The organism is Haloterrigena gelatinilytica (assembly GCF_013342145.1).
Classification (GTDB): Archaea; Halobacteriota; Halobacteria; order Halobacteriales; family Natrialbaceae; genus Haloterrigena; species Haloterrigena gelatinilytica.
The window spans coordinates 875,934-899,031 of sequence record NZ_JABUQZ010000001.1 but is presented as its reverse complement, the minus strand read 5'-3'; the positions used below and the strand labels follow the sequence as shown (position 1 = coordinate 899,031).

At 63.6% G+C, this 23,098-nt stretch carries 24 protein-coding genes and 1 tRNA gene; 17 read left to right on the top strand and 8 right to left on the bottom strand.

Annotation, left to right across the window (positions count from 1 at the left end; all coding sequences use genetic code 11):
* From HTZ84_RS04445 to HTZ84_RS04430, 4 genes are all read left to right on the top strand, one after another.
* Nucleotides 1–504 carry an uL15m family ribosomal protein gene (locus HTZ84_RS04445; RefSeq protein ID WP_174679571.1) on the top strand — a complete coding sequence of 168 codons (504 nt, stop codon included), beginning with the start codon at nt 1–3 and terminating at the stop codon, nt 502–504.
* Between the two features lie 3 nt (nt 505–507).
* Nucleotides 508–2,007 (top strand): preprotein translocase subunit SecY, encoded by a 1,500-nt coding sequence (gene secY / locus HTZ84_RS04440; RefSeq protein ID WP_174679570.1) that lies wholly within the window; start codon nt 508–510, stop codon nt 2,005–2,007.
* 201 nt (nt 2,008–2,208) lie between these two features.
* Nucleotides 2,209–3,378 (top strand): thiolase family protein, encoded by a 1,170-nt coding sequence (locus HTZ84_RS04435; RefSeq protein ID WP_174679569.1) that lies wholly within the window; start codon nt 2,209–2,211, stop codon nt 3,376–3,378.
* Nucleotides 3,375–3,734: a PhlB family protein gene (locus HTZ84_RS04430; RefSeq protein WP_174679568.1), complete on the top strand. Its 360-nt coding sequence runs from the start codon at nt 3,375–3,377 to the stop codon at nt 3,732–3,734. The genes HTZ84_RS04435 and HTZ84_RS04430 overlap by 4 nt, the downstream gene beginning before the upstream one ends.
* Nucleotides 3,735–3,874: 140 nt before the next feature.
* Here HTZ84_RS04430 and HTZ84_RS04425 read toward each other — a convergent pair whose 3' ends face one another.
* Entirely contained in the window at nt 3,875–4,138 is a 264-nt protein-coding gene (locus HTZ84_RS04425; protein WP_174679567.1) for a cytochrome C oxidase subunit IV family protein, read from the bottom strand.
* Between the two features lie 143 nt (nt 4,139–4,281).
* Here HTZ84_RS04425 and HTZ84_RS04420 point away from each other — a divergent pair, with 143 nt between their 5' ends.
* The 3 genes from HTZ84_RS04420 (at nt 4,282) to HTZ84_RS04410 (ending at nt 7,890) form a co-directional block, all read left to right on the top strand.
* Nucleotides 4,282–5,685 carry a hypothetical protein gene (locus HTZ84_RS04420; protein WP_174679566.1) on the top strand — a complete coding sequence of 468 codons (1,404 nt, stop codon included), beginning with the start codon at nt 4,282–4,284 and terminating at the stop codon, nt 5,683–5,685.
* A 98-nt stretch (nt 5,686–5,783) separates the two neighbouring features.
* Entirely contained in the window at nt 5,784–6,101 is a 318-nt protein-coding gene (locus HTZ84_RS04415) for a DUF7410 domain-containing protein (protein ID WP_174679565.1), read from the top strand.
* 103 nt (nt 6,102–6,204) lie between these two features.
* Nucleotides 6,205–7,890 (top strand): S8 family serine peptidase, encoded by a 1,686-nt coding sequence (locus HTZ84_RS04410; RefSeq protein ID WP_254611706.1) that lies wholly within the window; start codon nt 6,205–6,207, stop codon nt 7,888–7,890.
* A 250-nt stretch (nt 7,891–8,140) separates the two neighbouring features.
* On the opposite strand, the gene HTZ84_RS04405 is transcribed toward HTZ84_RS04410, so the two are convergent.
* Complete coding sequence (locus tag HTZ84_RS04405) at nt 8,141–10,618, bottom strand: cbb3-type cytochrome c oxidase subunit I (RefSeq protein ID WP_174679564.1); 2,478 nt, start codon at nt 10,616–10,618, stop codon at nt 8,141–8,143.
* Complete coding sequence (gene coxB, locus HTZ84_RS04400) at nt 10,615–11,607, bottom strand: cytochrome c oxidase subunit II (RefSeq protein ID WP_174679563.1); 993 nt, start codon at nt 11,605–11,607, stop codon at nt 10,615–10,617. Before coxB ends, HTZ84_RS04405 begins: the two co-directional genes overlap by 4 nt.
* Before the next feature lie 433 nt (nt 11,608–12,040).
* On the opposite strand from coxB, the gene HTZ84_RS04395 reads away from it, so the two are divergent.
* Complete coding sequence (locus HTZ84_RS04395; protein ID WP_174679562.1) at nt 12,041–12,331, top strand: amphi-Trp domain-containing protein; 291 nt, start codon at nt 12,041–12,043, stop codon at nt 12,329–12,331.
* A 45-nt stretch (nt 12,332–12,376) separates the two neighbouring features.
* On the opposite strand, the gene HTZ84_RS04390 is transcribed toward HTZ84_RS04395, so the two are convergent.
* Entirely contained in the window at nt 12,377–12,799 is a 423-nt protein-coding gene (locus HTZ84_RS04390; RefSeq protein ID WP_174679561.1) for a hypothetical protein, read from the bottom strand.
* Nucleotides 12,800–12,858: 59 nt separating this feature from the next.
* Between HTZ84_RS04390 and HTZ84_RS04385 the strand changes: the two genes are divergently transcribed.
* Nucleotides 12,859–13,506, top strand: a complete 648-nt coding sequence (locus tag HTZ84_RS04385; protein WP_174679560.1) for an adenylate kinase — start codon at nt 12,859–12,861, stop codon at nt 13,504–13,506.
* Between the two features lie 4 nt (nt 13,507–13,510).
* Here HTZ84_RS04385 and HTZ84_RS23245 read toward each other — a convergent pair whose 3' ends face one another.
* The gene (locus HTZ84_RS23245; protein WP_455429266.1) at nt 13,511–15,040 is read right to left on the bottom strand and encodes a DUF7289 family protein; all 1,530 of its coding nucleotides are present in this window, start codon (nt 15,038–15,040) and stop codon (nt 13,511–13,513) included.
* A gap of 240 nt (nt 15,041–15,280) precedes the next feature.
* On the opposite strand from HTZ84_RS23245, the gene HTZ84_RS04375 reads away from it, so the two are divergent.
* The 4 genes from HTZ84_RS04375 to HTZ84_RS04360 all read left to right on the top strand — a co-directional run bounded on the left by HTZ84_RS04375 (nt 15,281) and on the right by HTZ84_RS04360 (nt 18,047).
* On the top strand, nt 15,281–16,240 hold the full coding sequence (locus tag HTZ84_RS04375) for a DUF106 domain-containing protein (protein ID WP_174679559.1): 960 nt from the start codon (nt 15,281–15,283) through the stop codon (nt 16,238–16,240).
* 161 nt (nt 16,241–16,401) lie between these two features.
* Nucleotides 16,402–16,977 carry a (d)CMP kinase gene (gene cmk, locus HTZ84_RS04370; protein ID WP_174679558.1) on the top strand — a complete coding sequence of 192 codons (576 nt, stop codon included), beginning with the start codon at nt 16,402–16,404 and terminating at the stop codon, nt 16,975–16,977.
* A 3-nt stretch (nt 16,978–16,980) separates the two neighbouring features.
* Nucleotides 16,981–17,895 (top strand): RNA-guided pseudouridylation complex pseudouridine synthase subunit Cbf5, encoded by a 915-nt coding sequence (locus tag HTZ84_RS04365; RefSeq protein WP_174679557.1) that lies wholly within the window; start codon nt 16,981–16,983, stop codon nt 17,893–17,895.
* Between the two features lie 81 nt (nt 17,896–17,976).
* A tRNA-Pro gene (locus HTZ84_RS04360) sits at nt 17,977–18,047 on the top strand.
* 399 nt (nt 18,048–18,446) lie between these two features.
* Here HTZ84_RS04360 and HTZ84_RS04355 read toward each other — a convergent pair.
* A complete protein-coding gene (locus tag HTZ84_RS04355) occupies nt 18,447–18,923 on the bottom strand; it encodes a type IV pilin (RefSeq protein ID WP_174679556.1) in 477 nt (158 codons plus the stop codon).
* A gap of 803 nt (nt 18,924–19,726) precedes the next feature.
* Between HTZ84_RS04355 and HTZ84_RS04350 the strand changes: the two genes are divergently transcribed.
* On the top strand, nt 19,727–20,188 hold the full coding sequence (locus HTZ84_RS04350; protein WP_174679555.1) for a hypothetical protein: 462 nt from the start codon (nt 19,727–19,729) through the stop codon (nt 20,186–20,188).
* Nucleotides 20,188–20,445: a hypothetical protein gene (locus HTZ84_RS04345; RefSeq protein ID WP_126661312.1), complete on the top strand. Its 258-nt coding sequence runs from the start codon at nt 20,188–20,190 to the stop codon at nt 20,443–20,445. Before HTZ84_RS04350 ends, HTZ84_RS04345 begins: the two co-directional genes overlap by 1 nt.
* A gap of 103 nt (nt 20,446–20,548) precedes the next feature.
* On the opposite strand, the gene HTZ84_RS04340 is transcribed toward HTZ84_RS04345, so the two are convergent.
* Nucleotides 20,549–20,782 (bottom strand): hypothetical protein, encoded by a 234-nt coding sequence (locus HTZ84_RS04340; protein WP_174679554.1) that lies wholly within the window; start codon nt 20,780–20,782, stop codon nt 20,549–20,551.
* A gap of 161 nt (nt 20,783–20,943) precedes the next feature.
* Here HTZ84_RS04340 and HTZ84_RS04335 point away from each other — a divergent pair, with 161 nt between their 5' ends.
* Nucleotides 20,944–21,783 (top strand): Nmad3 family putative nucleotide modification protein, encoded by an 840-nt coding sequence (locus HTZ84_RS04335; protein WP_174679553.1) that lies wholly within the window; start codon nt 20,944–20,946, stop codon nt 21,781–21,783.
* Nucleotides 21,784–21,795: 12 nt separating this feature from the next.
* On the opposite strand, the gene HTZ84_RS04330 is transcribed toward HTZ84_RS04335, so the two are convergent.
* Nucleotides 21,796–22,128 (bottom strand): DUF7344 domain-containing protein, encoded by a 333-nt coding sequence (locus HTZ84_RS04330; protein ID WP_174679552.1) that lies wholly within the window; start codon nt 22,126–22,128, stop codon nt 21,796–21,798.
* Between the two features lie 239 nt (nt 22,129–22,367).
* On the opposite strand from HTZ84_RS04330, the gene HTZ84_RS04325 reads away from it, so the two are divergent.
* Nucleotides 22,368–23,006: an acyltransferase gene (locus HTZ84_RS04325; protein ID WP_174679551.1), complete on the top strand. Its 639-nt coding sequence runs from the start codon at nt 22,368–22,370 to the stop codon at nt 23,004–23,006.
* The last annotated feature ends 92 nt before the right edge of the window (nt 23,007–23,098 follow it).

Here is a 23,098-nt window from a genome sequence, read left to right as displayed (position 1 = left end):
ATGACGAGTAAAAAACGACGCCAACGCGGATCGCGCACCCACAGCGGCGGTTCCCACAAGAACCGACGCGGTGCGGGCCACCGCGGTGGCCGCGGCCGTGCCGGACGCAGCAAACACGAATTCCACAACTACGAACCGAAGGGCAAACACGGCTTCAAGCGCCCCCACGACATCCGCGAAGAGGTCGCGGAGATCGACGTCCAGAAGCTCGACGAGGACGCGATCCTCTACGTCGCCGAGGGGCAGGCCGAGGAAACCGACGACGGCTACGCGATCGACGCCCGTGACGTCGTCGAGGACGGCCACGAGGTCGACAAGGTGAAAGTCCTCGGTTCGGGACAGGTCCGCAACGCCCTCGAAGTGACGGCGGACGCCTTCTCGGACGCAGCCGAGGAGAAACTCGAGGCCGCCGGCGGCGAAGCGGTGCTCTCGGAACGAGGTCAGGAGGCCGACGCTGCGGACGAATCCGAAGCGGACGCCGACGCCGAACAGGACGAGGAATAACATATGGGATGGAAGGAAGCCGCCGAACCGGTCTTGACGCGGATGCCCGCAGTGCGCCGTCCGGAGGGACACGTTCCCTTCAAGCGCAAGCTGATGTGGACGGCCGGCATCCTCGTGTTGTACTTCTTCCTGACGAACATCGCGTTGCTCGGGGTCCAAACGGGCGGTACCGACATCCTCGGTCAGTTCCGCTCGGTGCTGGCCGGCGAGCAGGGGTCGATCCTACAGGTCGGTATCGGACCGATCGTCACCGCGAGCATCGTCTTGCAGTTGCTCGGTGGAGCAAACCTTCTCGGTCTCGACACGGACGACCCGCGGGATCAGGTGCTCTACCAGGGGCTGCAGAAGCTGCTCGTCGTCATTATGACGGCGCTGACCGCACTCCCGATGGTGTTCGCCGGCGACTTCCTTCCGGCCATGCAATCGCTGAGTCTCGGCGGTCTCGAATTCGATCAGACGCAGGTCCAGCTGCTGATCTTCGCCCAGATCTTCGCCGGCGGGATTCTCCTGCTGTACATGGACGAAGTCGTCAGCAAATGGGGCGTCGGGAGCGGGATCGGCCTGTTCATCATCGCCAGCGTGAGCCAGAGCCTCGTCACCGGGTTCCTGCAACCGACCCAGGGCGGGTTCTTCTACAACTGGTACCTGATCTTCACCGGCGACATTCAGGTCGGCTCGCTGGTCTCCAGCGACGGGTTGATGACGCTGCTGGTCACCGACCAGGGCGGACAGCTCATCGCCTTGCTGACGACGCTGCTGATCTTCGGGATCGTCGTCTACGCGGAGTCTGTGCGGGTCGAGATCCCGCTCAGTCACGCCCGCGTCAAGGGTGCTCGCGGTCGCTTCCCGGTGAAGCTCATCTACGCGAGCGTCCTGCCGATGATCCTCGTTCGCGCGCTGCAGGCGAACCTGCAGTTCATCGGCCAGATCCTCGCCACCCAGGGTGGCGCCAACGGCGAAGGGCCGATCGAACTGTTCGGCCAGGAGCTCGCGTGGCTCGGCACGTACTCCAACGGCCAGCCCGACGGCGGGTTCTTCTACTACGTCGCGCCGATCTACTCGCCGAGCGACTGGATGTGGTTTACGGCTGACGTCGGCCAAGAGGCCTGGCAGGTGCTGATCCGGATGTCCATCGACGTGGTGTTCATGGTCGTCGGCGGCGCAGTGTTCGCCATCTTCTGGGTCGAGACGACCAACATGGGCCCCGAGGCCACCGCGAAGCAGATCCAGAACTCCGGGATGCAGATCCCCGGCTTCCGACAGAACGTCGGCGTCATCGAGAAGGTCATGGAGCGGTACATCCCGCAAGTGACCGTTATCGGCGGCGCGCTGGTCGGCCTGCTGGCCGTCTGGGCGAACATGCTCGGTACCATCGGCGGCGTCACCGGGACCGGCCTGCTGCTGGCCGTCTCCATCACTTACAAGCTCTACGAGGAAATCGCCGAAGAGCAGATGATGGAGATGCACCCGATGATGCGCGAGATGTTCGGCGGCGGCGACTAACGGTCTCCATTTCTTCTCGCCGTTCACAACCCCTAGCGGCGCACTCGCTCGAGTCAGTGTAGCTCGCACGCCTCGAGACCGCCGCCGGTAGCGCAGTCGTCTCGAGCGGTTTCCAAACGGAAGTAAATAGCTGCCGAGGCGTCTCACCGGCTGTCGCAAGGCCGTATTTTTACACCGAGATTCGTCTTATCGGTCCACGGGATGACAACAGCGCAAGATGTAGCAATCATCGGCGCATCGATGACGAAGTTCGGGCAACGCGAGGGGGAGTGGATCCTCGAGCTCCTCGCGGAGGCCGGACTGGAGTGCCTCGCGGACGCGGGTGCGGAGGCCGGCGACGTCGACCACCTGTACGTCTCGAACATGGCCAGCGGCGAGTTCGAGGGGATGACCGGCGTGATGAACGCCCTCGCTCACGACCTCGGCGCGATGCCGGCGTACACGCAACGGATCGACCAGACGAGTTCCAGCGGCGGCGCGGGAATCTACGCCGCCTGGCAGTCGATCGCCAGCGGCGCCAGCGAGATGACGCTGCTCGTCGGCGGCGAGAAGATGACCCACCGGACGACCGGCGAGTCGACCGATATCATCGCCTCGGTCACTCACCCCGAAGAGTACAAACACGGCGTCACCCTCCCCTCCTTCGCCGGCCTCACTGCACGCCACTACCTCGAGCGGTTCGACGCGCCTCGCGAGAGTCTGGCGGCGGTCGCCGCTAAGAACCACCGGAACGGCGTCGATAACCCCCACGCGCAGTTCCAAAAAGAAGTCGACGTCGAGACGATCCTCGAGTCGCCGATCATCGCCGACCCGCTGCGACTGTACGACTTCTGTCCGGTCACCGACGGCTCGGCCGCCCTCCTGCTCTGTTCCGAGGAGACGGCCCAGGAGTACACCGACGACTACGTCGTCATTGCGGGCGTCGACGGCGCCACCGACACCCACGTCGTCCACGAGCGAGAGGACCCCACGATCATGGGCGGCGTCGTCGAGAGCGGGAAGGGCGCCTACGAGATGAGCGGCTACGGCCCCGACGACATCGACGTCGCCGAACTCCACGACATGTTCACCATCCTCGAGTTCCTCCAGATGGAGGGCCTGGGCTTCGCCGAACAGGGCGAGGCCTGGAAACTCATCGAGGACGGCTACACCGAGCGCGACACGGGCGAACTGCCGATCAATACTTCGGGCGGGCTCAAGTCGAAGGGTCATCCGCTGGGCGCCAGCGGGATCGCACAGGGCGTCGAAATCTATGAACAGCTCGTCGGCGAGGCCGGCCCGCGGCAGGTCGACGCCGACGTCGGGCTGTGCTGTAACGTCGGCGGCTTCGGCAACTGCGTTATCACCACCATCATGGAGGCAGCACGATGAGCATGGACGCCTACGAGTACGAGGACGGCTCGATCAGCTATCCCGGTCACCCACGTAGTCGCGGCGGCGCCGAACCCGTCGGCACGATCGATCTCAGCGAGTACACCGGCGAAGTCGTGACCTGGACTAAGAGCACGGCAACGCCGCCCGGCGTTCGCGAACCCAACACGCTCGCCATCGTCGAATTCGACGTAGAGGGCGAGTCGGTCCGCGCGCTCGGCCAGGCGACCACTGACGACATCGAAACCGGCGACGAGGTCGAACCCGTTTACGTCGAGGAACTCCGCGAACCCGGCGCCGGCATCCGCGAACCGGAGAGTCAGGACTGGGACGGCTACCGCTTCCAACCGGTCTGAGGGTCTGCTCCTCGAGGAGTTAGAGAACGCGCACGGCTCGAGTCAGGCGGAGCTGGATAAGACTCGAGCCGAATAGAGCCAAACACTGATAGCGGACGATGCTGGGGTTCCAGGGCCGTCGTCGATGACGGCGACCGCGGTTACTGGATGGAGTACCCCGCCGCGATGGTCAGCAGGAAGACCATGAACACGGCGGTGGCCATCATGTAGCTAATCGACCGCGGCTCCTCCTTCAGGTGCTGGAAGTAACCGGCGATCAGTCCGACCTTGATGACCGCCAGAATGAGCGTTCCGGCCAACGCCATATCGTAGCCGATTGCCTCGACGTGGAAGAAGACGAACTTCCCCGTAGCCAGCGCCACCAGTGCGATGTATATGAGGGTGTACGTCCGGATATCAGCCATTGGTGTACAATGCGGATGACGGCCACTTATACCTTCCTCAAACGATCGACTGCGGCGAGTCGCGGTACCTTTTCGACGCGATTTCACGGCCGGTTCTCGAGTGAAACGACACGTAGATGGGAGCGCAGTCCAACCGTTTACTAATGAGTGAACGTTCGGTGTTCGCCCGCCGAGTCGGGATCGCCTGTGCGCTCACAGTACTGGCCGTCGGCGCCGGCGCCGGCGTCGTCGCGGCGAGTAACGTCGCGGCGGGACTCGGGGGCAGCCGGGGAGATACGTCGGTTCCGACGTGGCTGTACCTCGCGACCGGCGGCGGCGTCATCGGCGCGTCGGCGGTGCTGACGATGCTCGTGACCGATCGGCGGACCATCGGTCGGTACCACGACGATACGCTCTCCCTGCCGCTCGAGCGGCTCCGAACGGCCGGGTCGTTGCTCCTGGGAACGATCGGCGTCGGAGCGCTCGCGTTCGTCATCGTCGTCGGACTCTTCGGGCCGCCGAACGGCAGTTTCAGCGCGGCCGTGTTGTTGACGTTCGTCGGCGGCCGCGCGCTGTTGACCCTCGGGACGTACGCCGTCGGCAACCCGTGGCCCGCGCTCAACCCGTGGCGGCGAATCGCGACCGCGCTTCCCAACGGCTACGCGACCTACCCGGACCAGCTCGGCTCCTGGCCCGCAGTCGGCGGCCTGCTCGCGCTCGTCTGGCTCGAGTTGGTCGCGCCCCTGAGTAGCTCGCCGCGCGCGCTCGTGGCCGTCGTGGTCGCCTACTCGGCGTTCACGATCGGTGGCGCGGTCGCCTTTACTCCCGAGACGTGGTTCCGGAAGGGCGACCCGCTCTCGGTCTGGTTCCGGCTCTACGGCGCCGTCGCACCCATCCAGCGGACCGACGAGGGACTCGAGTTACGGTATCCGGGCTCGAGGCTGGGCGAGGACGACGTGGTGACCGACGTCTCGCTGGTCGCGTTCGTGCTCGCGTTGGTCTGGGAGTTGACCTACAGCGGCTTCGTCGTGACCGCGCCCGGCGCCCGGACCGTCGAGGCGCTGGTCGGGCTCGGCTTCCCGCCGCGCCTCGTCTACCTCGTGTTGTTGCTGGCCGGGTTCGGCGTCTTCTGGGCGGTCTACTGGATCGCCGCGGAACGCACCCGCGAGCGCGCCGAGACGTACCTCTCGCGGCGATACCTCGGACTCCGGTTTGCGGCCCCGCTGCTCGCGATCGCCGCGGGCTATCACTTCGCCCACTACGCCGGCTTCTCGATCTCGCTGTGGCCGTCGCTGATCGACACCGTCGCCGCGCCGCTGAACCCACCCGAGAACCCGACGGAGTACGCCCTGACGTCGTGGTTCGGCTACGTCGAAATCGCCGGAATCCTGCTCGGTCACGTCCTCGCGGTCTGGCTTTCCCACACCGTCTCGTTCGACCTGTTCCCCGGCAAACTGCAGGCGATCCGGAGCCAGTACCCCTTCATCGTCGTCATGATCTTCTTTACGATGATCAGCCTGTATCTGGTCTCGGTTCCCGGTGCGGAAGCCGCGTACGTGCCGAGCTAAGACGGTATCATCTCCGGCACAGCCAGTATTGCATTCCATACCGCGTCATCGAACACCGGTAGACACTTCTTCGCGTGCTCCCAACGCGAGGACAACGAATGACCGCCGGGCAACTCACCGACGTCGATCTGCACCCCGAACCGGTGACGGAGTACGAGTACGACGTTCCGGCCGGCGAGGAGCCCGAAACGACCTGTCCCTACTGCGGGCGACCGTTTCGCGTCCAGCGGTACGCGACGTACCATCTCGACGTCGCCCATCCCGACGAACTGAGCGACGAGGAGCGGGCGGCCGTCGAGGACGTGCGAGACGACGAAGAGCACGAACTCTTCACCTTCCACGTCAAGGCGGCCGTCTCCGTCTTCCTCACGTACTTTCTGTTTACCTTTATCTACGCGCTCGTCTGGGCCGGCTGACCGATTCGAACGCTGACTCGCGGCGTCTCTCGTCAACCGTTCCGTCTCGGCGACAGTCAGTTCCCCAGAACATTGTTATTCGACGGCTGCCTCTGACGGTAGCATGGCGCCTTCCCTCCCGGACTCGAGTCCGGGCTCCGATCGGCTGCGGTCCGTCGTTCTCGTCTGTCTGGTGCTGACGATGACGCTCTCGACACCCGTCCTCGCTAGCGGTAGCGCTCTCGCCGCCGGCGGTTTCGGCGCGTCGCTGGCCGACGGTGACGCCGACAACGAGACGACGGCCGACGAGTCGATCAGAATCGACGACTCCCTCGAGTCGTCAGACGAGACGGTCGAGGTCGTGGTCCGACTCGAGGAGCCGACGGTTCCCGACGCGGTCCCGGCCGACGACGCCGACGCGTACCTCGCGGAGCGCGCCGAGGAGAGCCAGGAACCGCTGGTCGACTACGTCGACCGAACCGCGGGAATCAGCGTCGAGACCGAGTTCTGGGTGGCCAACGCCGTGTTGCTCACCGTCGACACCGAGCGGGTCGACCTCGAGACGTTCGCTCGGTTCCCCGCGGTCGAGGCGGTCCACGAGAACTTCGAACTCTCCGTCCCCGAGCGGCCGCCGTCGAATACGACCGCAGTGGGGGCGACGGACAGAGCGGAAGCCACGACAACGGACGTCGACACGACCGCTACCGATCCGCGACCGACCGCCGGACTCGAGTTACTGAACGCGTCCGCCGTCTGGGAGGAGTACGGAACGCGGGGCGAGGGGGTCCGCGTCGCCGTCCTCGATACCGGAATCGACGCGACGCACCCGGACCTCGACCTCTACACCGACGATCCGTCGGATCCGACGTACCCGGGCGGCTGGGCCGAGTTCGACGCCGACGGGAACCGCATCGAAGGGTCGACGCCCTACGATTCCGGAACGCACGGCACGCACGTCAGCGGCACCATCGCCGGCGGAACCGCGAGCGGCGCTCGAATCGGCGTCGCTCCGGAGGCGGAGCTGCTCCACGGGCTCGTCCTGCGCGAGACCAGCGGCTCGTTCGCACAGATCGTCGCCGGCATGGAGTGGGCGCTCGCGTCCGAGGCCGACGTGATCAGTATGAGCCTCGGAGTGAACGGCAGACACGACGCGTTGATCGATCCGGTTCGAAACGCCAGGGACAGCGGCGCCGTCGTCGTCGCGGCGGTCGGAAACGAGGGCATCGAGACGTCGAACTCGCCCGGGAACGTCTACGACGCCGTCAGCGTCGGCGCCGTCGACGAGAGCGGTGTCGTCCCCGCGTTTTCCGGCGGTGAACGGATCGACCGATCCGAATGGCAAACGCCGCTGCAATCGTGGCCGTCGTCGTACACCGCTCCCGACGTCGTGGCCCCGGGCGTCCGGGTTACGAGCACCGTTCCCGGCGGCTATCAGTCGCTGCCGGGGACGTCGATGGCGACCCCGCACGTCTCCGGAGCGGTCGCCTTGCTCCGCTCGATCGATCCGACTGCGACGCCCGACGACCTCGAGGACGCGCTGTACGGGACGGCCTGGACACCCCAGACGGCACAGTCGGGATCGGAGATCCGCTACGGTCACGGGATCGTCGACGCCGAGGCGGCGGCGGACGCGCTGGTCTCGAGCGATCGACGCCCCATCAGAGCGACCGCCGGAGAATCCGAGGAGACGCACACCGACGGGACGCCGTCGAGTCTCGTTGCACTCCTCGGTGGCGTGGTGATAGTCGTCGTCACGGCGTGCCTCTTGGTCCTCCGTGCCGGATTCTCGATCCCTCGCGACGACCCGTGATCGCGCCGCTCGGTTCGGCTGACGTCCGTCGGCGGCGAGAATCGTAGCGCCGTACTCACACTCGCTCGAGTCATAACTACGTCGGCAGGTATTCCGAACGTTCGCTTCTCACGTCCGACGTCGAACGGAGACGAGCCGATCGACGATGACGAGCCAATGAACGCGGACGAGACGGTCGTGACTCACGATGGTGGCAGCCGATCGAGCGCCGCGAAAAATCAACCGAATCGTGTAGCGGGCCGCAGGGCCGCTACATCAGGTAGAACAGCGGGAAGAGGAAGACCCAGACGATGTCGACGAAGTGCCAGTAGAGCCCGAAGAACTCCACCGGTCGGTGGTCTTCCAGGTAGGCGTCGACGCTGACGATCCGGTAGATCATGAACAGCGCGACGAGCACGCCGAGGAGCACGTGCAGCGCGTGCAGCCCGGTCGTGACGAAGTAGATCGAGTAATCGATCCCGCTGAACCAGTAGTGACCGTCGGCGAACTTGCTGCTGTACTCGAAGGCCTTGACGCCCATGAAGACGAACGCCAACAGGACCGTCACGACCATCGAGGTGAGCATGGCCTTCTTGTTCTTCCGTTCGGCGAAGGCCAGCGCCAGGATAACCGTGAAGCTCGAGGTGAGCAGGACGTAGGTGTTGAACAGCCCCGCCATAGTGATCGTGTCGAGGTGCCAGTTACCCCAGCCGCTGTGGAGGCGCATGAAGACGTACGCCCCGATCGCGCCGCCGAAGACGACGACGTCCGAGGCCAGGAAGACCCAGACGCCGAGCTTCGTGTTGCCGACGCCGCCGAACGGCCAGCGTTCGGCGACTGCCATCTCGGGCACGTTGAACTCCTCGACGCCGAACTTGAACAGCGCGACACCGAGGATTCCGACGCCGAGAAGCGACAGAATCGGATACGTGATACTCGGTTCGGCCGCGGCGCTGGCGAGGTGTTCCGGCGGGTGGTCGGTGCCCTGAATGAATTCGTGGACGTACGGCGTCATTCCGGACAGGCCGAGGAAGAGGACGAACGTACCGACCCCGATGCCGAAGGGCCAAATACTGGCGTGGTCGGCGTGTTCCTCGTGAGTCGTGTCCACGGCCGTCGCTTCACCGTGTCCGGTCGCGACGCCGCCGTCGGTCGCAGCCGCCGCGTCGTCGACGAACTCGAGGCGACCGCTGGCGTAGCTGGGTCGGTCGGTCCAGTTCTCCAGCGGCGGCGGCGAGGGGATCGCCCACTCGGCGGTACGGGAGTACTCCCAGGGGTTATCGGGTGCGTCGGGACCCGAGAGCAGGCTCTTCCCGAGCGTGAAGAACATGATCAGGAACGACGCGCCGAAGATGAACGCACCGACTGTCGCTGCCTGATGGTAGATCTGTGCGCCCTCGCTGTAGTGGAAGACACGTCGCGGCGTCTCCCAGGCGAGGAACAGCGGGAAGTACAGCAGGTTGAACCCGACGAAGTAGACCGCGAAGTTGAGCTTTCCGAGCGTCTCGGAGTACATCTTCCCGGTTATCTTCGGCCACCAGTAGTAGATCCCGCCGACCAGCGCGGTGACGCCGGAGACCATCACGTAGTGGAAGTGCGCGACGACCCAGTAGGTGCCGCGGAACTCGTAGTCCAGCACGACGGCACCGAGGAAGACCCCGGTGATACCGCCGAGGATGAACAGCACGAGCGCCCCGAGGCTGAACAGGAACGGCGTGGTAAACCGCACGCGTCCCTTGACCATCGTGTAGATCAGCGCGAAGACCATCAGGTCGAACGGCAGCGAGATCCCGATGGTCGTCGCCATGAACAGCGTCTTGATCTCGAGGTTGATCGCCGTCAGGAACATGTGGTGCATCCAGACGAGGAACGACTGGACCGCGACGAGGACCATCGCGATGATGACCCACTTGCGGCCGACGAGTCGTCGCCCCGTGAACGTCTGGAACGTCTCGAACATGATTCCCAGAGCGGGGAAGAAGACGATATACACCTCTGGGTGCCCGAAGAACCAGAACAAGTGCGCCCACAGCAGACTCGAGCCCTGATCGGTCGAGAAGTACTGCGTGAGCATGATCCGGTCGATCGAGAGCAACAGGAGCGCGGCCAGCAACGCCGCGAACGCGAACAGCATCATCCAGACCGTCAGCAGCCACGACCAGGTGAACATCGGCATGTTCCACAGGCCGAGGCCCTCCGCACGCGAGCGGTGGATCGTGACGAGGAAGTTCACCGTCCCGATCGTGATCGAGATGACGAACAGCAGGAGCGCGAGCACCGTCGCGTTCCCGCCGGCCGTCGCCTCCATTACCGTGTTGAACGACGGCACGTTCAGCGGCGCGTACATCGTCCAGCCGCCGGCGAACGTCGTTCCCTGGAAGAAGGAAATCCCCATCAGAACGCCCGAGAACAGGTAGAACCAGTAGCTCAGGGCGTTCAGTCGCGGGAACGCCAGATCCTTCGCACCGATCTGCAGCGGGACGAAGTAGTTCGCGAACCCGGACGCGATCGGCGAGAGGAACCAGAAGACCATCAACAGCCCGTGGGCCGAGACGGCCTGGTTGAACTCGACGGTCTCGAGTAGCCCCGTTCCGCCGGGCGCCCACAGATGCGCACGGAAGAGCAGCGCGAGGACGCCGCCGAGCAGGAGGAAGAACAGGGCCGTCGCGATATAGAGGATCCCGACGTCCTTGTGGTTAGTCGTAACCAGCCACCGCTTGACCGACGTCATCGGCGGTAGATCACTCATTCGCCGTCACCTCCGTCGTCGCTCTCGTTGGTTCCGTTTCCATTATCCGCTTCGTCGGCGCTGCCGACCGTGAAGGTCTCGCTCGAGGGGCCGTCGATTTCGATGGTCTCCTCGACCGTCTCGTACTGGTCGTCCTCGAACGTGATCGTCACGTTGTACTCGCCGCCCTGCTGGAGATCCTCGTGATCGAGACTGATCGTCCCGTTCTCGTCGAAGTCCTCGGCGGTGTACGTGTGCACGAGGTCCTCCTCGTACTGGTCGTTCTGAGTGTGCTCGAGGGTCATCTCGTAGCCTTCGGTGACCGGCTCTTCGTTCTGGTCGACGATCTCGACGTCGAGCGTCAGCTGACCGTTGAGCCACTCGTTGAACGCCTCCTCTTCCATGACCTGTACGTTCCCGACCATGGCCGTGTGGGACTCACCACAGAGTTCGAAACACTTGATCTCGTGTTCCGCTCCGGCTTCGTCGGCCATGAACCACGTCTCGTCGTATTCGCCCGGAATCGCGTCGGCTTTCACCCGTAAGTCGGGTATGCCGAACGTGTGCCAGACGTCGCCCGATGTCGTCTGGATCGCGACCGGCTTGTCGGCCGGAATGCGCATGGTACTACTTGCTTCAACGCCGTTCGCGTACTCGAAGTGCCAGGCGAAGCTCTCACCGGTGACTTCGATTTCGACCGGTTCCTCGTCGAACTCGTCCTGGGGATCCTCGACGTACAGGAGCATCCCGTACGTCCAGATCACCAGCGAAATGACGATGACTGCGCTGATACCGAACGATAGGAACAGCTTCTTTCCACCCTTTCCGCCTGTCGGTAGTTCCCCGAGCGTCGGCAGCGACTCGTCGTCTTTCGCCTCGCCGTCGTCTCGATACTTGTACGCGTTGTACAAGACATACGAGATTACGACGACACCGACGAGCGTCCCGAGTCCGAGAAACACCAGGAAGATGTCCTCGAACACGTCGACGCGTGTCTGCTGCAACGGCATCGGGGTCGTTAGTGCGCTGTAAATTGTGTTCACCTCGTTTGAAGACCGCTTATATGTCGGAGGATGATGGCCGGGAGCACTTATCTATTTGGAAACGGCCCGATAGTCGCCGCTCACCGGTCGTCCGTCCGGTGAATCCGACCGTCTCGTCTTCGTTGCATCGTGCCATCACCTCTCAGTCCCTCAACATTCGGTTGGAGTCGAGGGTCTTTTTTCTGTCGTTGTCCGTCGAAATCGTGTTCTTGTGCGGACAGCTTATCGACCGATTTCCCGTCCGAGAGCGAACGTGTTCGGCCATCAGTCATCGTGACCCGCCGCGACGAATCCCGCTATCGGAGAACGGTCGATTCATCGGCATCGATCGGTGGCTGATTCGCGCACGCGCGACCTGTCCGTGCGGAATACTCTATACCGTTCGAACCGTAGGAGGCCTATGCCGGAAGACGTCCTCTTCGAGTTCGAACGGCGGATGGATCGGGCCGAGATCGCCGACTACCTCCGAACGGTTGCCGACAGCCTCGAGCGCGGCGACCCGGTCAGCCTCGAGGCCGGCGGGGAGTCGGTGACGATGACGCCGCCGTCACGACCCACCTTCGAGATCAAGGCCGAACGCGAGACCTCGAGTTCGGCGCCCGAGGGCCCGGGCGAACTCGGACTCGAGTTCGAACTCGAGTGGGAGGAAGGGGAGGATCGATCCGATGACGGGGAGCTGACGATCGACTAGCGATTGCGGTGATCGACGGGCAGCCGGAACGCGACGAGTCCCGGACTAGAGGTCGACCACCCAGATCCGCGCGTCTTCGGGGAGTTCGTACACCCGCTGGAAGATCGCGTCGAGACACTGGGCGATCCGGTTCGGATCGGCCTTCGCGCTCACCCGAACGTTGGCGCCCTCGGCGTCCTCCGGCCGATTGATCTCGTCGATCTTGAACGCCGGGAACTCCCCGAGAACGGATTTGAGGGTGTCGAGTTCGTCGTCGGTACAGTCGACGTTGATCGTGCTGTCTGCGAACTGGATCCAGGGAGCGCCGAGCGCCGAGTCGGGGGTCTCGGCATCGTCACCGTCGCCTTCGAGGGCGGCCGCGTCGGCTTCGAAGGTCAGGAAACCGCGTCCGCGCTCGCGGTGGGCGGTGATAGCATCGACGTACAGTTTTCGTCGGTCGGTCGCCTCGGCTGCGTCGAAACGAGTCATACCGGAACGGACGTGGTCGTTTCTTTAAGCCTTTATGTGACGCCGGTGAACGGGCGGATATGGCACAGCCACGAATTCTGATCCTGGGTGCGCCCGGGGCAGGAAAGGGGACCCAAAGCGCCAAGATCACCGAGGAGTTCGACGTCGACCACATCACCACCGGCGACGCCCTCCGCGGGAACAAGGACATGGACATCTCCGACATGGACACGGAGTACGACACTCCGCGGGAGTACATGGATCGGGGCGAACTCGTCCCCGACGCGGTCGTCAACGCCATCGTCGAGGAGGCCCTCTCCCAGGCCGACGGCTTCGTCCTCGACGGCTACCCGCGGAACCTAGAGCAGGCCGAGGAACTCGAGGGCATGACCGACCTCGACCTCGCGCTCATGCTCGACGTCGGCGAGGAAGAACTGGTCGACCGACTCACCGGTCGCCGCGTCTGTTCGGAGTGTGGCACCAACTATCACGTCGAGTACGACCAGCCCGAAGAGGAGGGCGTCTGCGACGAGTGCGGCGGCGAACTGATCCAGCGCGACGACGACACCGAGGAAACCGTCCGCGAACGCCTCGAGGTCTACCACGAGAACACGGAACCGGTCATCGAACACTACGAAGAGCAGGGCGACCTCGAGCGCGTCGACGGCGAGCGAGCGCCTGACGAGGTCTGGGAGGACGTGAAGGCGACGATCGAAGACGCGGCGTAGTCGGTCAGTTGTTTTTGATTTCGATCTCGTGTTCGGCGAGATTGAGGTAGGTGAGTTGCGGCGCGGGTGCGTAGCCGTCCGGTATCGGCTCGATGACCGCGTCATCCTCGGGAGTCACGTCGTCGACGCCGTTTAGGTTACTGTCCGTGTTTATCGAATGGACGACCATCGCTCCCTTGAATTCGTTTGCACCCTGAAAATTTAGCTGGTAGCTATCGTCGCGCTTTTTCGATCCTTCGACCGGCCATCCGTTAAAATCATCATCTGCGGGATCTTTGTCGCTTGCAGCGTAGATCAGTCCGTTGAACGTTGGATTCGAGTGAAAATCGATGCCAGTCGTCGACATTCCGTAGACCTGTATGGTTTCGATGCCACCGTCTTCACCACAGTCCGGTTGAATCTCGCCTTTACTCATGACAAGGTCGCCCTCTACGTAGATTTTCAGTTGTCCCTCTCCGTCGGGTCCACAGTCGGAGACGGTGATGCCACCGCTGTTGTCGTCGATTCGAACGTCCCCGTCTACGGCGAGCACCGCGTCGCCGTCGGAGAGGTTGAACTCGAGATTCGGATTGATCAACTCCTCTGCGTAGTAGTCCCCTTCGGTGTACTCCCCGTAGCCATCGATGTGTTCGGCCGATCCGTTCTCGAAATCATCTGTTAGTTGCTGTATTGTCCCGTCCATCGGTTGATACTGCTTGCCCGACGAGATATCGTCGAACGTATCCTTCTTATCATTGATGTTATCTTCGGAGGGAACTGCCACACCCGAAGAGAACGCGTTCGAAATATCGTCGTAGCCGAGTCTCACCTTCACCGTCCCGTCCTCGTTCTCGCCGCCGTAACACGACTCTTGGAGGGTCGTATCGCCCGCCTGCTCAGTGAAGTACTGCTGCCAACCGCGACAGTACTCGCTGTGGATTTCGACGAACACGTGATCGTTCTGGATGTAATTCGTCGGTTCGCGATCGACGTTGGTCTGTTTGATCGTGATATCGCCGGAGTCGATCGTCTTGTCTTCGGTGAGCCCGACGACGGGGAACGATAGCGTACTCGTCTCGTGGTTGTAGTCGATCGGCGGAGAGGAGAGAACTCGCGTTTGTATCCCGGTTTCGCGGAAGACCGCACCGCCCTCGTACGCGATTTTCGTCCCGTCGTCGTCCTCGTACTCGATGGTGCCGATCGATCCGTTCGCGACGGTGTTATTGTTGGAGCCGTTGTAATTCTGCGTCCAGATCTTGTACGTCGCCGAGTCGTGGTGGGCGATCGCTCCCCGATCACCGGCATGTAATTCCATCGACTGCGAGACGTCTCCGGACCCCGCCGACGACGAGATGCTGTTGCTTAACTCGACGAACGCCTGTTCGATTCGTTCTTGCTCGGACTGCTGTTCCGCACCGGTGATTGCGTCACCGGCGATCAGAAAGATCCCGAGGCTGCCGGCTGCGACCATCCCGATCAACAACACGACTCCAATCAACGTCGACTGGCCCCGTTCCGTCGATGTTGTCGTCCCGACCCCACGCGGCTCACTCATATCTGTTCAGAAGACTATCATCCTCATAATACAATCGATCGAACACACATTTCAAAATAGTTTATATAAGCTGCCGTGACAATAGTTTAACGTGATCTCGACCAGACGATAGTGGCTATCGTACCGCAGTCGACGCATTCGCCCGGCTACAGTCTTGCGTTCTGCCAGCGCAAGTGACGGATCCGATCGGCCCACCGAAGATAAACACTTGTATACCGAACGCGACCTAGTCCAAAGCAGATGACGCGTACAGCGGAGAAAATCAACGACCTCGTCCGGGAGGACTCCTCCATGACGGCGGCCCTCGAGGCCATCCGCGAGGCGGCCGACCGGAACGGGGGCGAGGTCCACTGGGCCGACGTCAACGACGACTTGACGAGCGGTCAATGGGGCCGGTTGATCGAGAAAGGAGTACTGGTCGACGGCGACGACGGGTTCGAGATCGCCGACCGCGAGGCGTACGACAGAGCCCTCGACGGTGACGGCGACGGCGGAAGCGCCGCCGCCGACGCCGACGTCGACATCGACGAGGAAGAATCAAGCTGGTCGCAGTGGGACAAACTGGCCGGGATGGGGTCGCTGCTATTGATGTTCGGCTACTGGATCGATTCCGTCCAGCAGACCGTCGGTAGCACGATCGACATCGTGCTCGGTCCCCTGGATACGGCGCTGCCGTTTTACGCCGTAATCCTGTCGGTCGCCCTGCTGACGGGGCTGTACTCGACGCTGCTGCAGGCCAACCTGATGAACCCCGAGGTCATGGGCAAGTATCAGGAGCGCATGCAGGCGATGCAGGAGAAACAGAAGGACGTCCGCGAGCGCAAGCAGGAAGCCGAGGAGCGCGGCGCCAGCGAGGCCGAGATCGAGCGTCTCGAGGACGAACTCGAGGAGGTCCGCGAGGAGCAGATGGAGGCCATGGCCCAGAACCTCGGGATGTTCAAAGAACAGATCCGCCCGATGGTCTGGATCATGCTGTTGACCATCCCGCTGTTCCTCTGGATGTACTGGAAGGTGCAGAACGGCGGGCTCGACGGCAGCGACGCGACGGTCATCATGCCGCTGGCCGGCGAGGTCGGGTGGAACTCCACGCTGGTCGGTCCGTTGCGAGCCTGGATCGTCTGGTACTTCCTGTGCTCGATGGGCTTCAGCCAGCTGCTGCGCAAGGCGCTGAACATCGATATGTCTCCCTCGAGCGCCTGACCCACACCCCTGAAAACAATCGGGCCGTCGTCCCGAGCGCCCGATCGACTCCAATTTCGTCCTTCGTCCGTTTTCGACTCGAAACCCGCGGGACCGCGTTCGCCGCGTCGGGCCGTCGGACGATTCAAAACCCATTTTACTCGGCCCCGCGCAGATGGAATATGTTACTGACCGTCTCCGGTCCACCGGGAAGCGGCAAGAGTACGACGGCGGAGTTACTCGCCGACCGGTTCGACCTCGAACACGTCAGCGGCGGCGACATCTTCCGCGAACTCGCCGAGGAACGCGGCTATACGCCCCTCGAGTTCAACAAGCTCGCCGAGGAGAACGACCAGATCGACCGCGACCTCGACCGCCGGCTCTACGAAATCGCCGTCGAACGCGACGACCTGGTGCTCGAGTCCCGGCTGGCGGGTTGGCTGGCCGGCGAGCAGGCGGACTTCCGGTTCTGGCTGGACGCTCCGGCCCGGGTTCGCGGCGAGCGGATCGCCGAACGCGAGGAGAAGGATCCCGAACGGGCGACGGAGGAGACGAAGGCTCGGGAGGCCAGCGAGGCCAAACGCTACCAGGAGTACTACGGGATCGACATCCGCGATCTGACGATCTACGATCTCTCGGTGAACACGGCTCGCTGGGGACCCGACGCCGTCCTGGACATGCTCGTCACCGCCGTCGAGGTGTACGAGGCCGACGCGGACGAGGGGCAGGCCTACGTCGAGATCGACGACGAGTTCTGATCGATGGCCGATCGCTCTCGCCTCCGCGGTCCGCCCGACGATCGCACGCCCGCGGAACTGCTCACGTTCGGCGTCGTCAATTTAGACAAGCCGCCGGGGCCGTCCTCGCACCAGGTCAGCGGCTGGTTGCGCGACGCGGTCGACGAAACACTGGCCGACCGAGCCCCCGACGCGACGATTGAACAGGCGGCCCACGCCGGGACGCTTGATCCCAAGGTCACCGGCTGTCTCCCGGTCATGCTCGGTGAGGCGACCCGGCTGGCACAGGTCTTCCTCGAGGGCTCCAAGGAGTACGTCGCCGTCCTCGAGTGTCACGCGCCGGTGCCGGCCGACGCCGAATCGGTCGTCGCCGAGTTCGAGGGGCCGATCTACCAGAAGCCCCCGCGCAAGAGCGCGGTCGCCCGACGCCTCCGCGTGCGCGAGATTTACGACCTCGAGGTCCTCGAGACCGACGAGCGTCGGCTCCTGTTGCGCATCCGGTGTGAGAGCGGGACCTACGTCCGGAAGCTCTGTCACGACCTGGGGCTGGCGCTCGGTACCGGCGGTCACATGGGCCACCTGCGCCGGACGGCGACCTCGCCGTTCGACGACCGGGACCTGCACTCGGCCCACGACTTCCTCGACGCGTTAGCGTACTGGCGCGAGGACGACGATCCCGAGGCGCTGTTCGACGTGGTCGACCCCGCCGAACGGATCCTCGAGGGACTCCCCGGCGTGGTTATCGCCCCGAGCGCGGCCCGGGAGGTCGCCAACGGCGCGCCCGTGTACGACCCCGGCGTGATCGAGACAGACGACGACGCACAGGCTGGGGATCTGGTGGCCTGCTACACCCCCAACGGGGCCGCAGTGTGTCTCGGCGAGTTCGTCGACGACGCGAGTCGCGACGTGACTGTGGATCTCGAGCGCGTGCTGGTCTGACTCAATCGGGCCACGTAACCTTATGACATGCTTGGTTCGAAACGACACCCTTAAACGGCAGACGGGCTTGGGTCTACATGCGGGACCGTGGGGTAGTGGTATCCTCTGCGGATGGGGTCCGTAGGACCCGAGTTCAATTCTCGGCGGTCCCACTTTCTGTGACGCAACAAACGAGGAAGCGTAGCGACCGTAGTAATTCGAGGAGAAGAAATGGGATCAAGGAGGAGTTTCGCTCCGACCGTGGTTCCACTTTTCGCGACGTCACGAGCGAAGAAGTGTAGCGACTGTTGCAAGTAAAGAGTAAAATGAGAGCAGAGGCTTTGTTGTAACCGTTGTCATATTTCGGTTTTCTACCCATTCAACTCTTAGCCGCTTGGACCAATGGATTAACCAAATTTTCTAGAGAATAATGACCAGCTATCGACTAACCTCGGTATCCTGATTTCCCTATTTAATCGCAAAGCAACTATATCTTATTAAAAATAGCAATTCAACTGTTCGAACTTCTCTTTACGGAGGTTTTCCCTATAAATAATAGTGTGTATGGGCTATTACGTGCTGAACTCTGCGATTATCGATGAAGAGTCGGTTTGATCATCGATACTACTCGTATTGTCAAGGGAGGAATCTGCATCACCCGTGAAGGCCTGAACAGTGTACGACTCGCCAGTAGTATAATCATCACCACTACTGTTGGTGAAAGTCACAGACTCACCAGTAGATGTGATAATTGCGTCGGTACTGTCATTGATCGGAGTCCCATCTGAACCAACGACAGTTACACCATCTGCATCACCAATATCGGTGACAGTCACTACGGTTTCATTGCCACCATCTTGAACGTCTGTCTCAGCGACTGCGTTCACATTTCCACTACCCATACTGTCGCCCATATCCAGCACGAATGCTGCGATCACGGCCGCCAGAATGACGGTAATCGCGACCATCAGGATAACACCGATAACGGGCGATACTGCTCGCTCTTCTTCGCTGCCGACCAGTTTGTTTCTGTATTTGCTTAGATCCATTGTTGGATTCGTTCTTGTACTCGCCCGTGGACAGTGAGAACGCTTATTTGGGGTAGTGTGGTAGCCACCCGCTGGCGCTCGAGGGGGGGTTGGCACCAGTCCTCGGCGTCACCGTCTCACCGTGTTCGGGCCTGATAGCTACCAGTGCAGTCACCCCATATATATTTATTCGATAGTGAAACCCATCACATCGAAAAACGTTCATGAAAGGCTTTCAGTTGTGATAATCAAGGTACCACAGAGCGGTTACAGCACCCCCTTGAACCGACGCCGTCTTGCGATTTTGAAAAGTAGCATATCGGATAATAAAGCTTCTGGCCGATCGGTTCGGCGCACGGAACCGGTCGATGTGCCCCGATCCGCGACGACGTCGCGCTCGCGCGCACTCGAGCGTCCGCTGCTCGTGACAAGACTCGGTCCGAACGCTCGAGTCGACAGTCGCGCTCGAGCCCACCGACTCGGTCGTGGCGTTCGCTAGCGGAACGCACTGGCTCCTCGGAAAACTGGTGGACGCGCCCATCCGCACGATCTGACCAGCGGTTGATGGGGCGCTCCACCGAGTCGATCCCGGTCGCGGTCCAGGTATCGGCACCGGGATCGATTCGAACAACGGTCGATTCGCTAATAGTTCTGGCGGTTCTGATGGTTCGCTAACATATTCTGAAACGTTTCGGGAGCGATCGCCCGCTACCGTGGCGATTCACCGCCCGTAGCCTCCAGTTCTCGAGTCGTCCCGGCGCTCGAGACGCGGAATCGGCGAACAGATTCAAGCCCGCCCGGAGGTGACTAGCGGTATCGCTGCCATGGACGCTCCGCTCGACGCCCCCGACGACCGCGCCGTCAATCCCCTACTGGGCGTGTTCCTGATCGTCGGGGCCGCGGTCGTCTGCTCGGCCGCGCTCGGAACCGTCCTCATCGGCGTCGATCACGACCTCGAGGGGACGACGCCCCAGGCGACCGTCGAACTCGAGACGGTCGTGACCGACGATACCGACGGCTTCGTCACGCTCGGCGTCGCCGACCGCTCCGCGGCCGACGCGGTCACGGTGACGGCGACGACGACCGACGGTCGGCGGGCGATCGATGACGGCACCCCGGACGGGACCGCCGAGCTGACCGAACGCGGCGAGGCGGTCGCCGACTCGATCACGTTCCGTAAGAGCGTCGAGCCGGACGCGCCGCGGGACGTCGAACTCCGACTCGTCGCTCGCGCCCACCTCGCGGACGACGCCGCCGTGGTCTTCGACCGGACGGTGGTGATCTGATGTTCGGCCTCGAGGACGCCCTCCCGCCGCGGGTCACGAAGACCACGCTCTACCGCGTCGTCGGCTGGGGGCTGCGCTGGTACGTGCTCACGGTGCTGGTCGTCGGCTGCTACAGCCTCCTCTGGGTTCTCGACCTCGCCGGGCTGGTCTCTGAGTCCTGGCTGTCGACGGTCTGGATCGCCATCGCGGTGATGGGAACCCTGTTTCTCGTCCTCCTGATCCCGCTGTTCTACACCTCGCGGTCGTCGACCCGATAGCGACCGCGCTCGCGGTCACCCGACCGGACCGCCCCCTCGAGTCCGGATCCGCCTCGAGAACTAGTCCAACCCAGACCGAACGCGAGAGGAACGGCCGCGGCGACTACGGACGCGGATACGCGGATTCGTCGTCGCTCTCGGCCGTGTCCGCGGCGGCTTCGTCGCTATCCGCCGTTTCGGACGGTCGGTCCCCGATCACGTCGAACGACTCTCCACCACAGGAACACGCGGTCCCCGTTCCGATCGGCCGAATCGATCCGTCGGCCTGGATCCGTACCGCGAGGGCGGTACCGCACTGCTGACAGATCGCGACCGATCGGTCTCCCCTGACAGGCATGTCCCGCCGTATTCCGAGGCGTTATTTCAAGATTTCGAAGGGGAGCGACCGGCGAATCCGTCGAAATCCGTCTGTCCGCCCGGTGTCGGTCACCGCCTCGACGGCTCCGATCCGTCAGGCGATCGGTGCGGTTAGGGTCGTCCGGCGCACACTCACGCGTGATGACGGTCGTCCTCGCCGGCGTCGGTGCCGACACCACGAACCTGGGCGCGCTCGCCCCGCTGTACGACGACGGGCGCTTCGAATACGTGCCGATCCCCGAGAAGACCCCCGACACCGACGAGACCGAAACGCTCGGTTCGTGGGACCTGCGCGCGACCGACGGCACCGCCGCGGACCTCACGAACCGGATCGCCCCCCAGCCGATCGGCGACGCCGACCGGACCGTCGCCGGCGACGCCCTCGAGTCGTGGCCCCTTCACCGCGACCCCAACTTCGCGGCGCTGACCTACGGGGAACACCGGACCAGCGGCTACGTCGAACGTCTCCGAACGCTCGAGTCCGGCGACGTCGTCGGGTTTTACACCGGCCTGCGACGTCCCGGCGGCGACCGCGCCCACCGCTACCTGATCGGCTACTTCACCGTCGATCGAGTCGACGTCGTCGACCCCGACCAGCCGCGGACCGACCGCGAGGCGATTCTGGCGGCCCACCCGGACAACGCCCACGCGAAACGCGCCCGAGACGGAGACCTCTACCTCGAGAAACCGGTCGTCCTGATCGACGGCCGCGAACCCGGCGGCCTGTTCGACCGCCACCCGATCCGGCTCAGCGACTACTACACCAAACCGGGGAACGAACGATCGCAGTATTACTTGCGCGAGGAGATCGCGACCGAGTGGGCCGTCCGCGCCGGCGGCGAGAACATGATGTACAAACCCGCCTACCGCTGTGGGCTCTCCGGAGCGGCGTTTCGCCGCCGCGTCGGCCGACCGGGCGACCGCACGGCCGATCGCGCCCGCCTCGAAACTGAGGACGCCGCCGCCGAGACGACCGACTGACCGCCGCCCGACCTAGACGCGCGGCGGCTCGAGCGGGTCGACGTAGGGCTCGAGGTCCGCGAAGTTCGGTCCGGTGGCCACCGCGTCGCTCGAGCGGTCGTAGACGACGACGTCGTGTTCGGCGAGTCGCGGGAGGTGGTTGTGAACCAACTGGACGGCGAACCCGTCCCGTTCGCGCGCGCACAACTCGGACGTCTCGCGGCTCCAGACCGCGAGTCGTTCGGCGGCGTCGGGGACCGTCGTTCGGTCGACGGTCGCGAGGTGACACAGCAAGTACTCGCGAACCCGATCGGCGAGCAGTGAGTAGACGGTCTCCCGCTCGAGTGACTCAGGCTGGACTGGCATGATAACCGCTACGACGGACCGACTCAGAACAATCATTGTGCCTCACTAGTTAGGGGTCGAACAATTGTACTAGCATACCGAACAGTGTCCGAAACGGACCGGTCCGCGAGACGGCTCGATTCCCCACCGCGAGACGAGCCGAGTCCGGCCACCGGCGGGACGACCGGAACTGACGGCGACCGCGCCCGCGCCGCCTCGATCGATCGGTTTCATGTAGTGATACCGCATACTCCCGGGTAGTGACTGACGAGACGGACTCGCGCCACGACCGCATCCGGCACCACCCGACCGCGGGGCCAGGCAACTCGCTCGCCGACTGGACACGCGCGCGCAACCCGCTCCGGGTCGCGATCTCCTACGTCGCCGTCTGGCTGATCCGAATCTCGCCGAGCCTCCGCCTCAAACGGTGGCTGTTGCGCCGACTCGGCGCCGCCGTCGGCCCCGGCGTCTCCTGGGGGCTCGAGGCCACGCCGGACGTCTTCTGGCCCGACCTGATCACCGTCGAACGCGAGGCGATCGTCGGCTACGACGCGACGATCCTCTGTCACGAGTTCCTCCAGGACGAGTACCGCACGGGCGAGGTCGTGATCGGCGAACGCGCGATGATCGGCGCCGGCGCGATCGTCCTTCCGGGCGTCGAGATCGGCGCGAACGCGCGGGTCGCCGCCAACTCGCTCGTCACCCGTGACGTGCCGCCGGGAACGACCGTGGCCGGCGTCCCGGCCGAACCGGTCGGCTCGAGCGCCGCGGGCGACGCGAGCGCCGAGACGGCCGGCGATACCGCTGCCGATTCCGGAGCCGACGATAGCGAACCGGGGGACGACGAGACCGAACCCGGAGACGTCGGGGTCGGATCCGCCGACGGGACCGACGCCTGATCGACGGTCGAAGACCGGGAGTCGATCGGGAAACGCCGGTCACTGGCAGCCGCGTAGCAACCGCGGCGATCGGCGGAAAAAGCAGGGGTCGA

Bases quoted from the DNA above. Each gene is read 5' to 3' on its own strand.
- coxB (WP_174679563.1), bottom strand. From the start codon at position 11,607: ATGCCGTTGCAGCAGACACGCGTCGACGTGTTCGAGGACATCTTCCTG.
- HTZ84_RS04435 (WP_174679569.1), top strand. From the start codon at position 2,209: ATGACAACAGCGCAAGATGTAGCAATCATCGGCGCATCGATGACGAAG.
- HTZ84_RS04405 (WP_174679564.1), bottom strand. From the start codon at position 10,618: ATGAGTGATCTACCGCCGATGACGTCGGTCAAGCGGTGGCTGGTTACG.
- HTZ84_RS04420 (WP_174679566.1), top strand. From the start codon at position 4,282: ATGAGTGAACGTTCGGTGTTCGCCCGCCGAGTCGGGATCGCCTGTGCG.
- HTZ84_RS04395 (WP_174679562.1), top strand. From the start codon at position 12,041: ATGCCGGAAGACGTCCTCTTCGAGTTCGAACGGCGGATGGATCGGGCC.
- HTZ84_RS04390 (WP_174679561.1), bottom strand. From the start codon at position 12,799: ATGACTCGTTTCGACGCAGCCGAGGCGACCGACCGACGAAAACTGTAC.
- secY (WP_174679570.1), top strand. From the start codon at position 508: ATGGGATGGAAGGAAGCCGCCGAACCGGTCTTGACGCGGATGCCCGCA.
- HTZ84_RS04355 (WP_174679556.1), bottom strand. From the start codon at position 18,923: ATGGATCTAAGCAAATACAGAAACAAACTGGTCGGCAGCGAAGAAGAG.
- HTZ84_RS04365 (WP_174679557.1), top strand. From the start codon at position 16,981: ATGGCCGATCGCTCTCGCCTCCGCGGTCCGCCCGACGATCGCACGCCC.
- cmk (WP_174679558.1), top strand. From the start codon at position 16,402: ATGTTACTGACCGTCTCCGGTCCACCGGGAAGCGGCAAGAGTACGACG.
- HTZ84_RS04375 (WP_174679559.1), top strand. From the start codon at position 15,281: ATGACGCGTACAGCGGAGAAAATCAACGACCTCGTCCGGGAGGACTCC.
- HTZ84_RS04445 (WP_174679571.1), top strand. From the start codon at position 1: ATGACGAGTAAAAAACGACGCCAACGCGGATCGCGCACCCACAGCGGC.
- HTZ84_RS04425 (WP_174679567.1), bottom strand. From the start codon at position 4,138: ATGGCTGATATCCGGACGTACACCCTCATATACATCGCACTGGTGGCG.
- HTZ84_RS23245 (WP_455429266.1), bottom strand. From the start codon at position 15,040: ATGAGTGAGCCGCGTGGGGTCGGGACGACAACATCGACGGAACGGGGC.
- HTZ84_RS04385 (WP_174679560.1), top strand. From the start codon at position 12,859: ATGGCACAGCCACGAATTCTGATCCTGGGTGCGCCCGGGGCAGGAAAG.
- HTZ84_RS04410 (WP_254611706.1), top strand. From the start codon at position 6,205: ATGGCGCCTTCCCTCCCGGACTCGAGTCCGGGCTCCGATCGGCTGCGG.
- HTZ84_RS04335 (WP_174679553.1), top strand. From the start codon at position 20,944: ATGACGGTCGTCCTCGCCGGCGTCGGTGCCGACACCACGAACCTGGGC.
- HTZ84_RS04415 (WP_174679565.1), top strand. From the start codon at position 5,784: ATGACCGCCGGGCAACTCACCGACGTCGATCTGCACCCCGAACCGGTG.
- HTZ84_RS04340 (WP_174679554.1), bottom strand. From the start codon at position 20,782: ATGCCTGTCAGGGGAGACCGATCGGTCGCGATCTGTCAGCAGTGCGGT.
- HTZ84_RS04430 (WP_174679568.1), top strand. From the start codon at position 3,375: ATGAGCATGGACGCCTACGAGTACGAGGACGGCTCGATCAGCTATCCC.
- HTZ84_RS04350 (WP_174679555.1), top strand. From the start codon at position 19,727: ATGGACGCTCCGCTCGACGCCCCCGACGACCGCGCCGTCAATCCCCTA.
- HTZ84_RS04345 (WP_126661312.1), top strand. From the start codon at position 20,188: ATGTTCGGCCTCGAGGACGCCCTCCCGCCGCGGGTCACGAAGACCACG.
- HTZ84_RS04330 (WP_174679552.1), bottom strand. From the start codon at position 22,128: ATGCCAGTCCAGCCTGAGTCACTCGAGCGGGAGACCGTCTACTCACTG.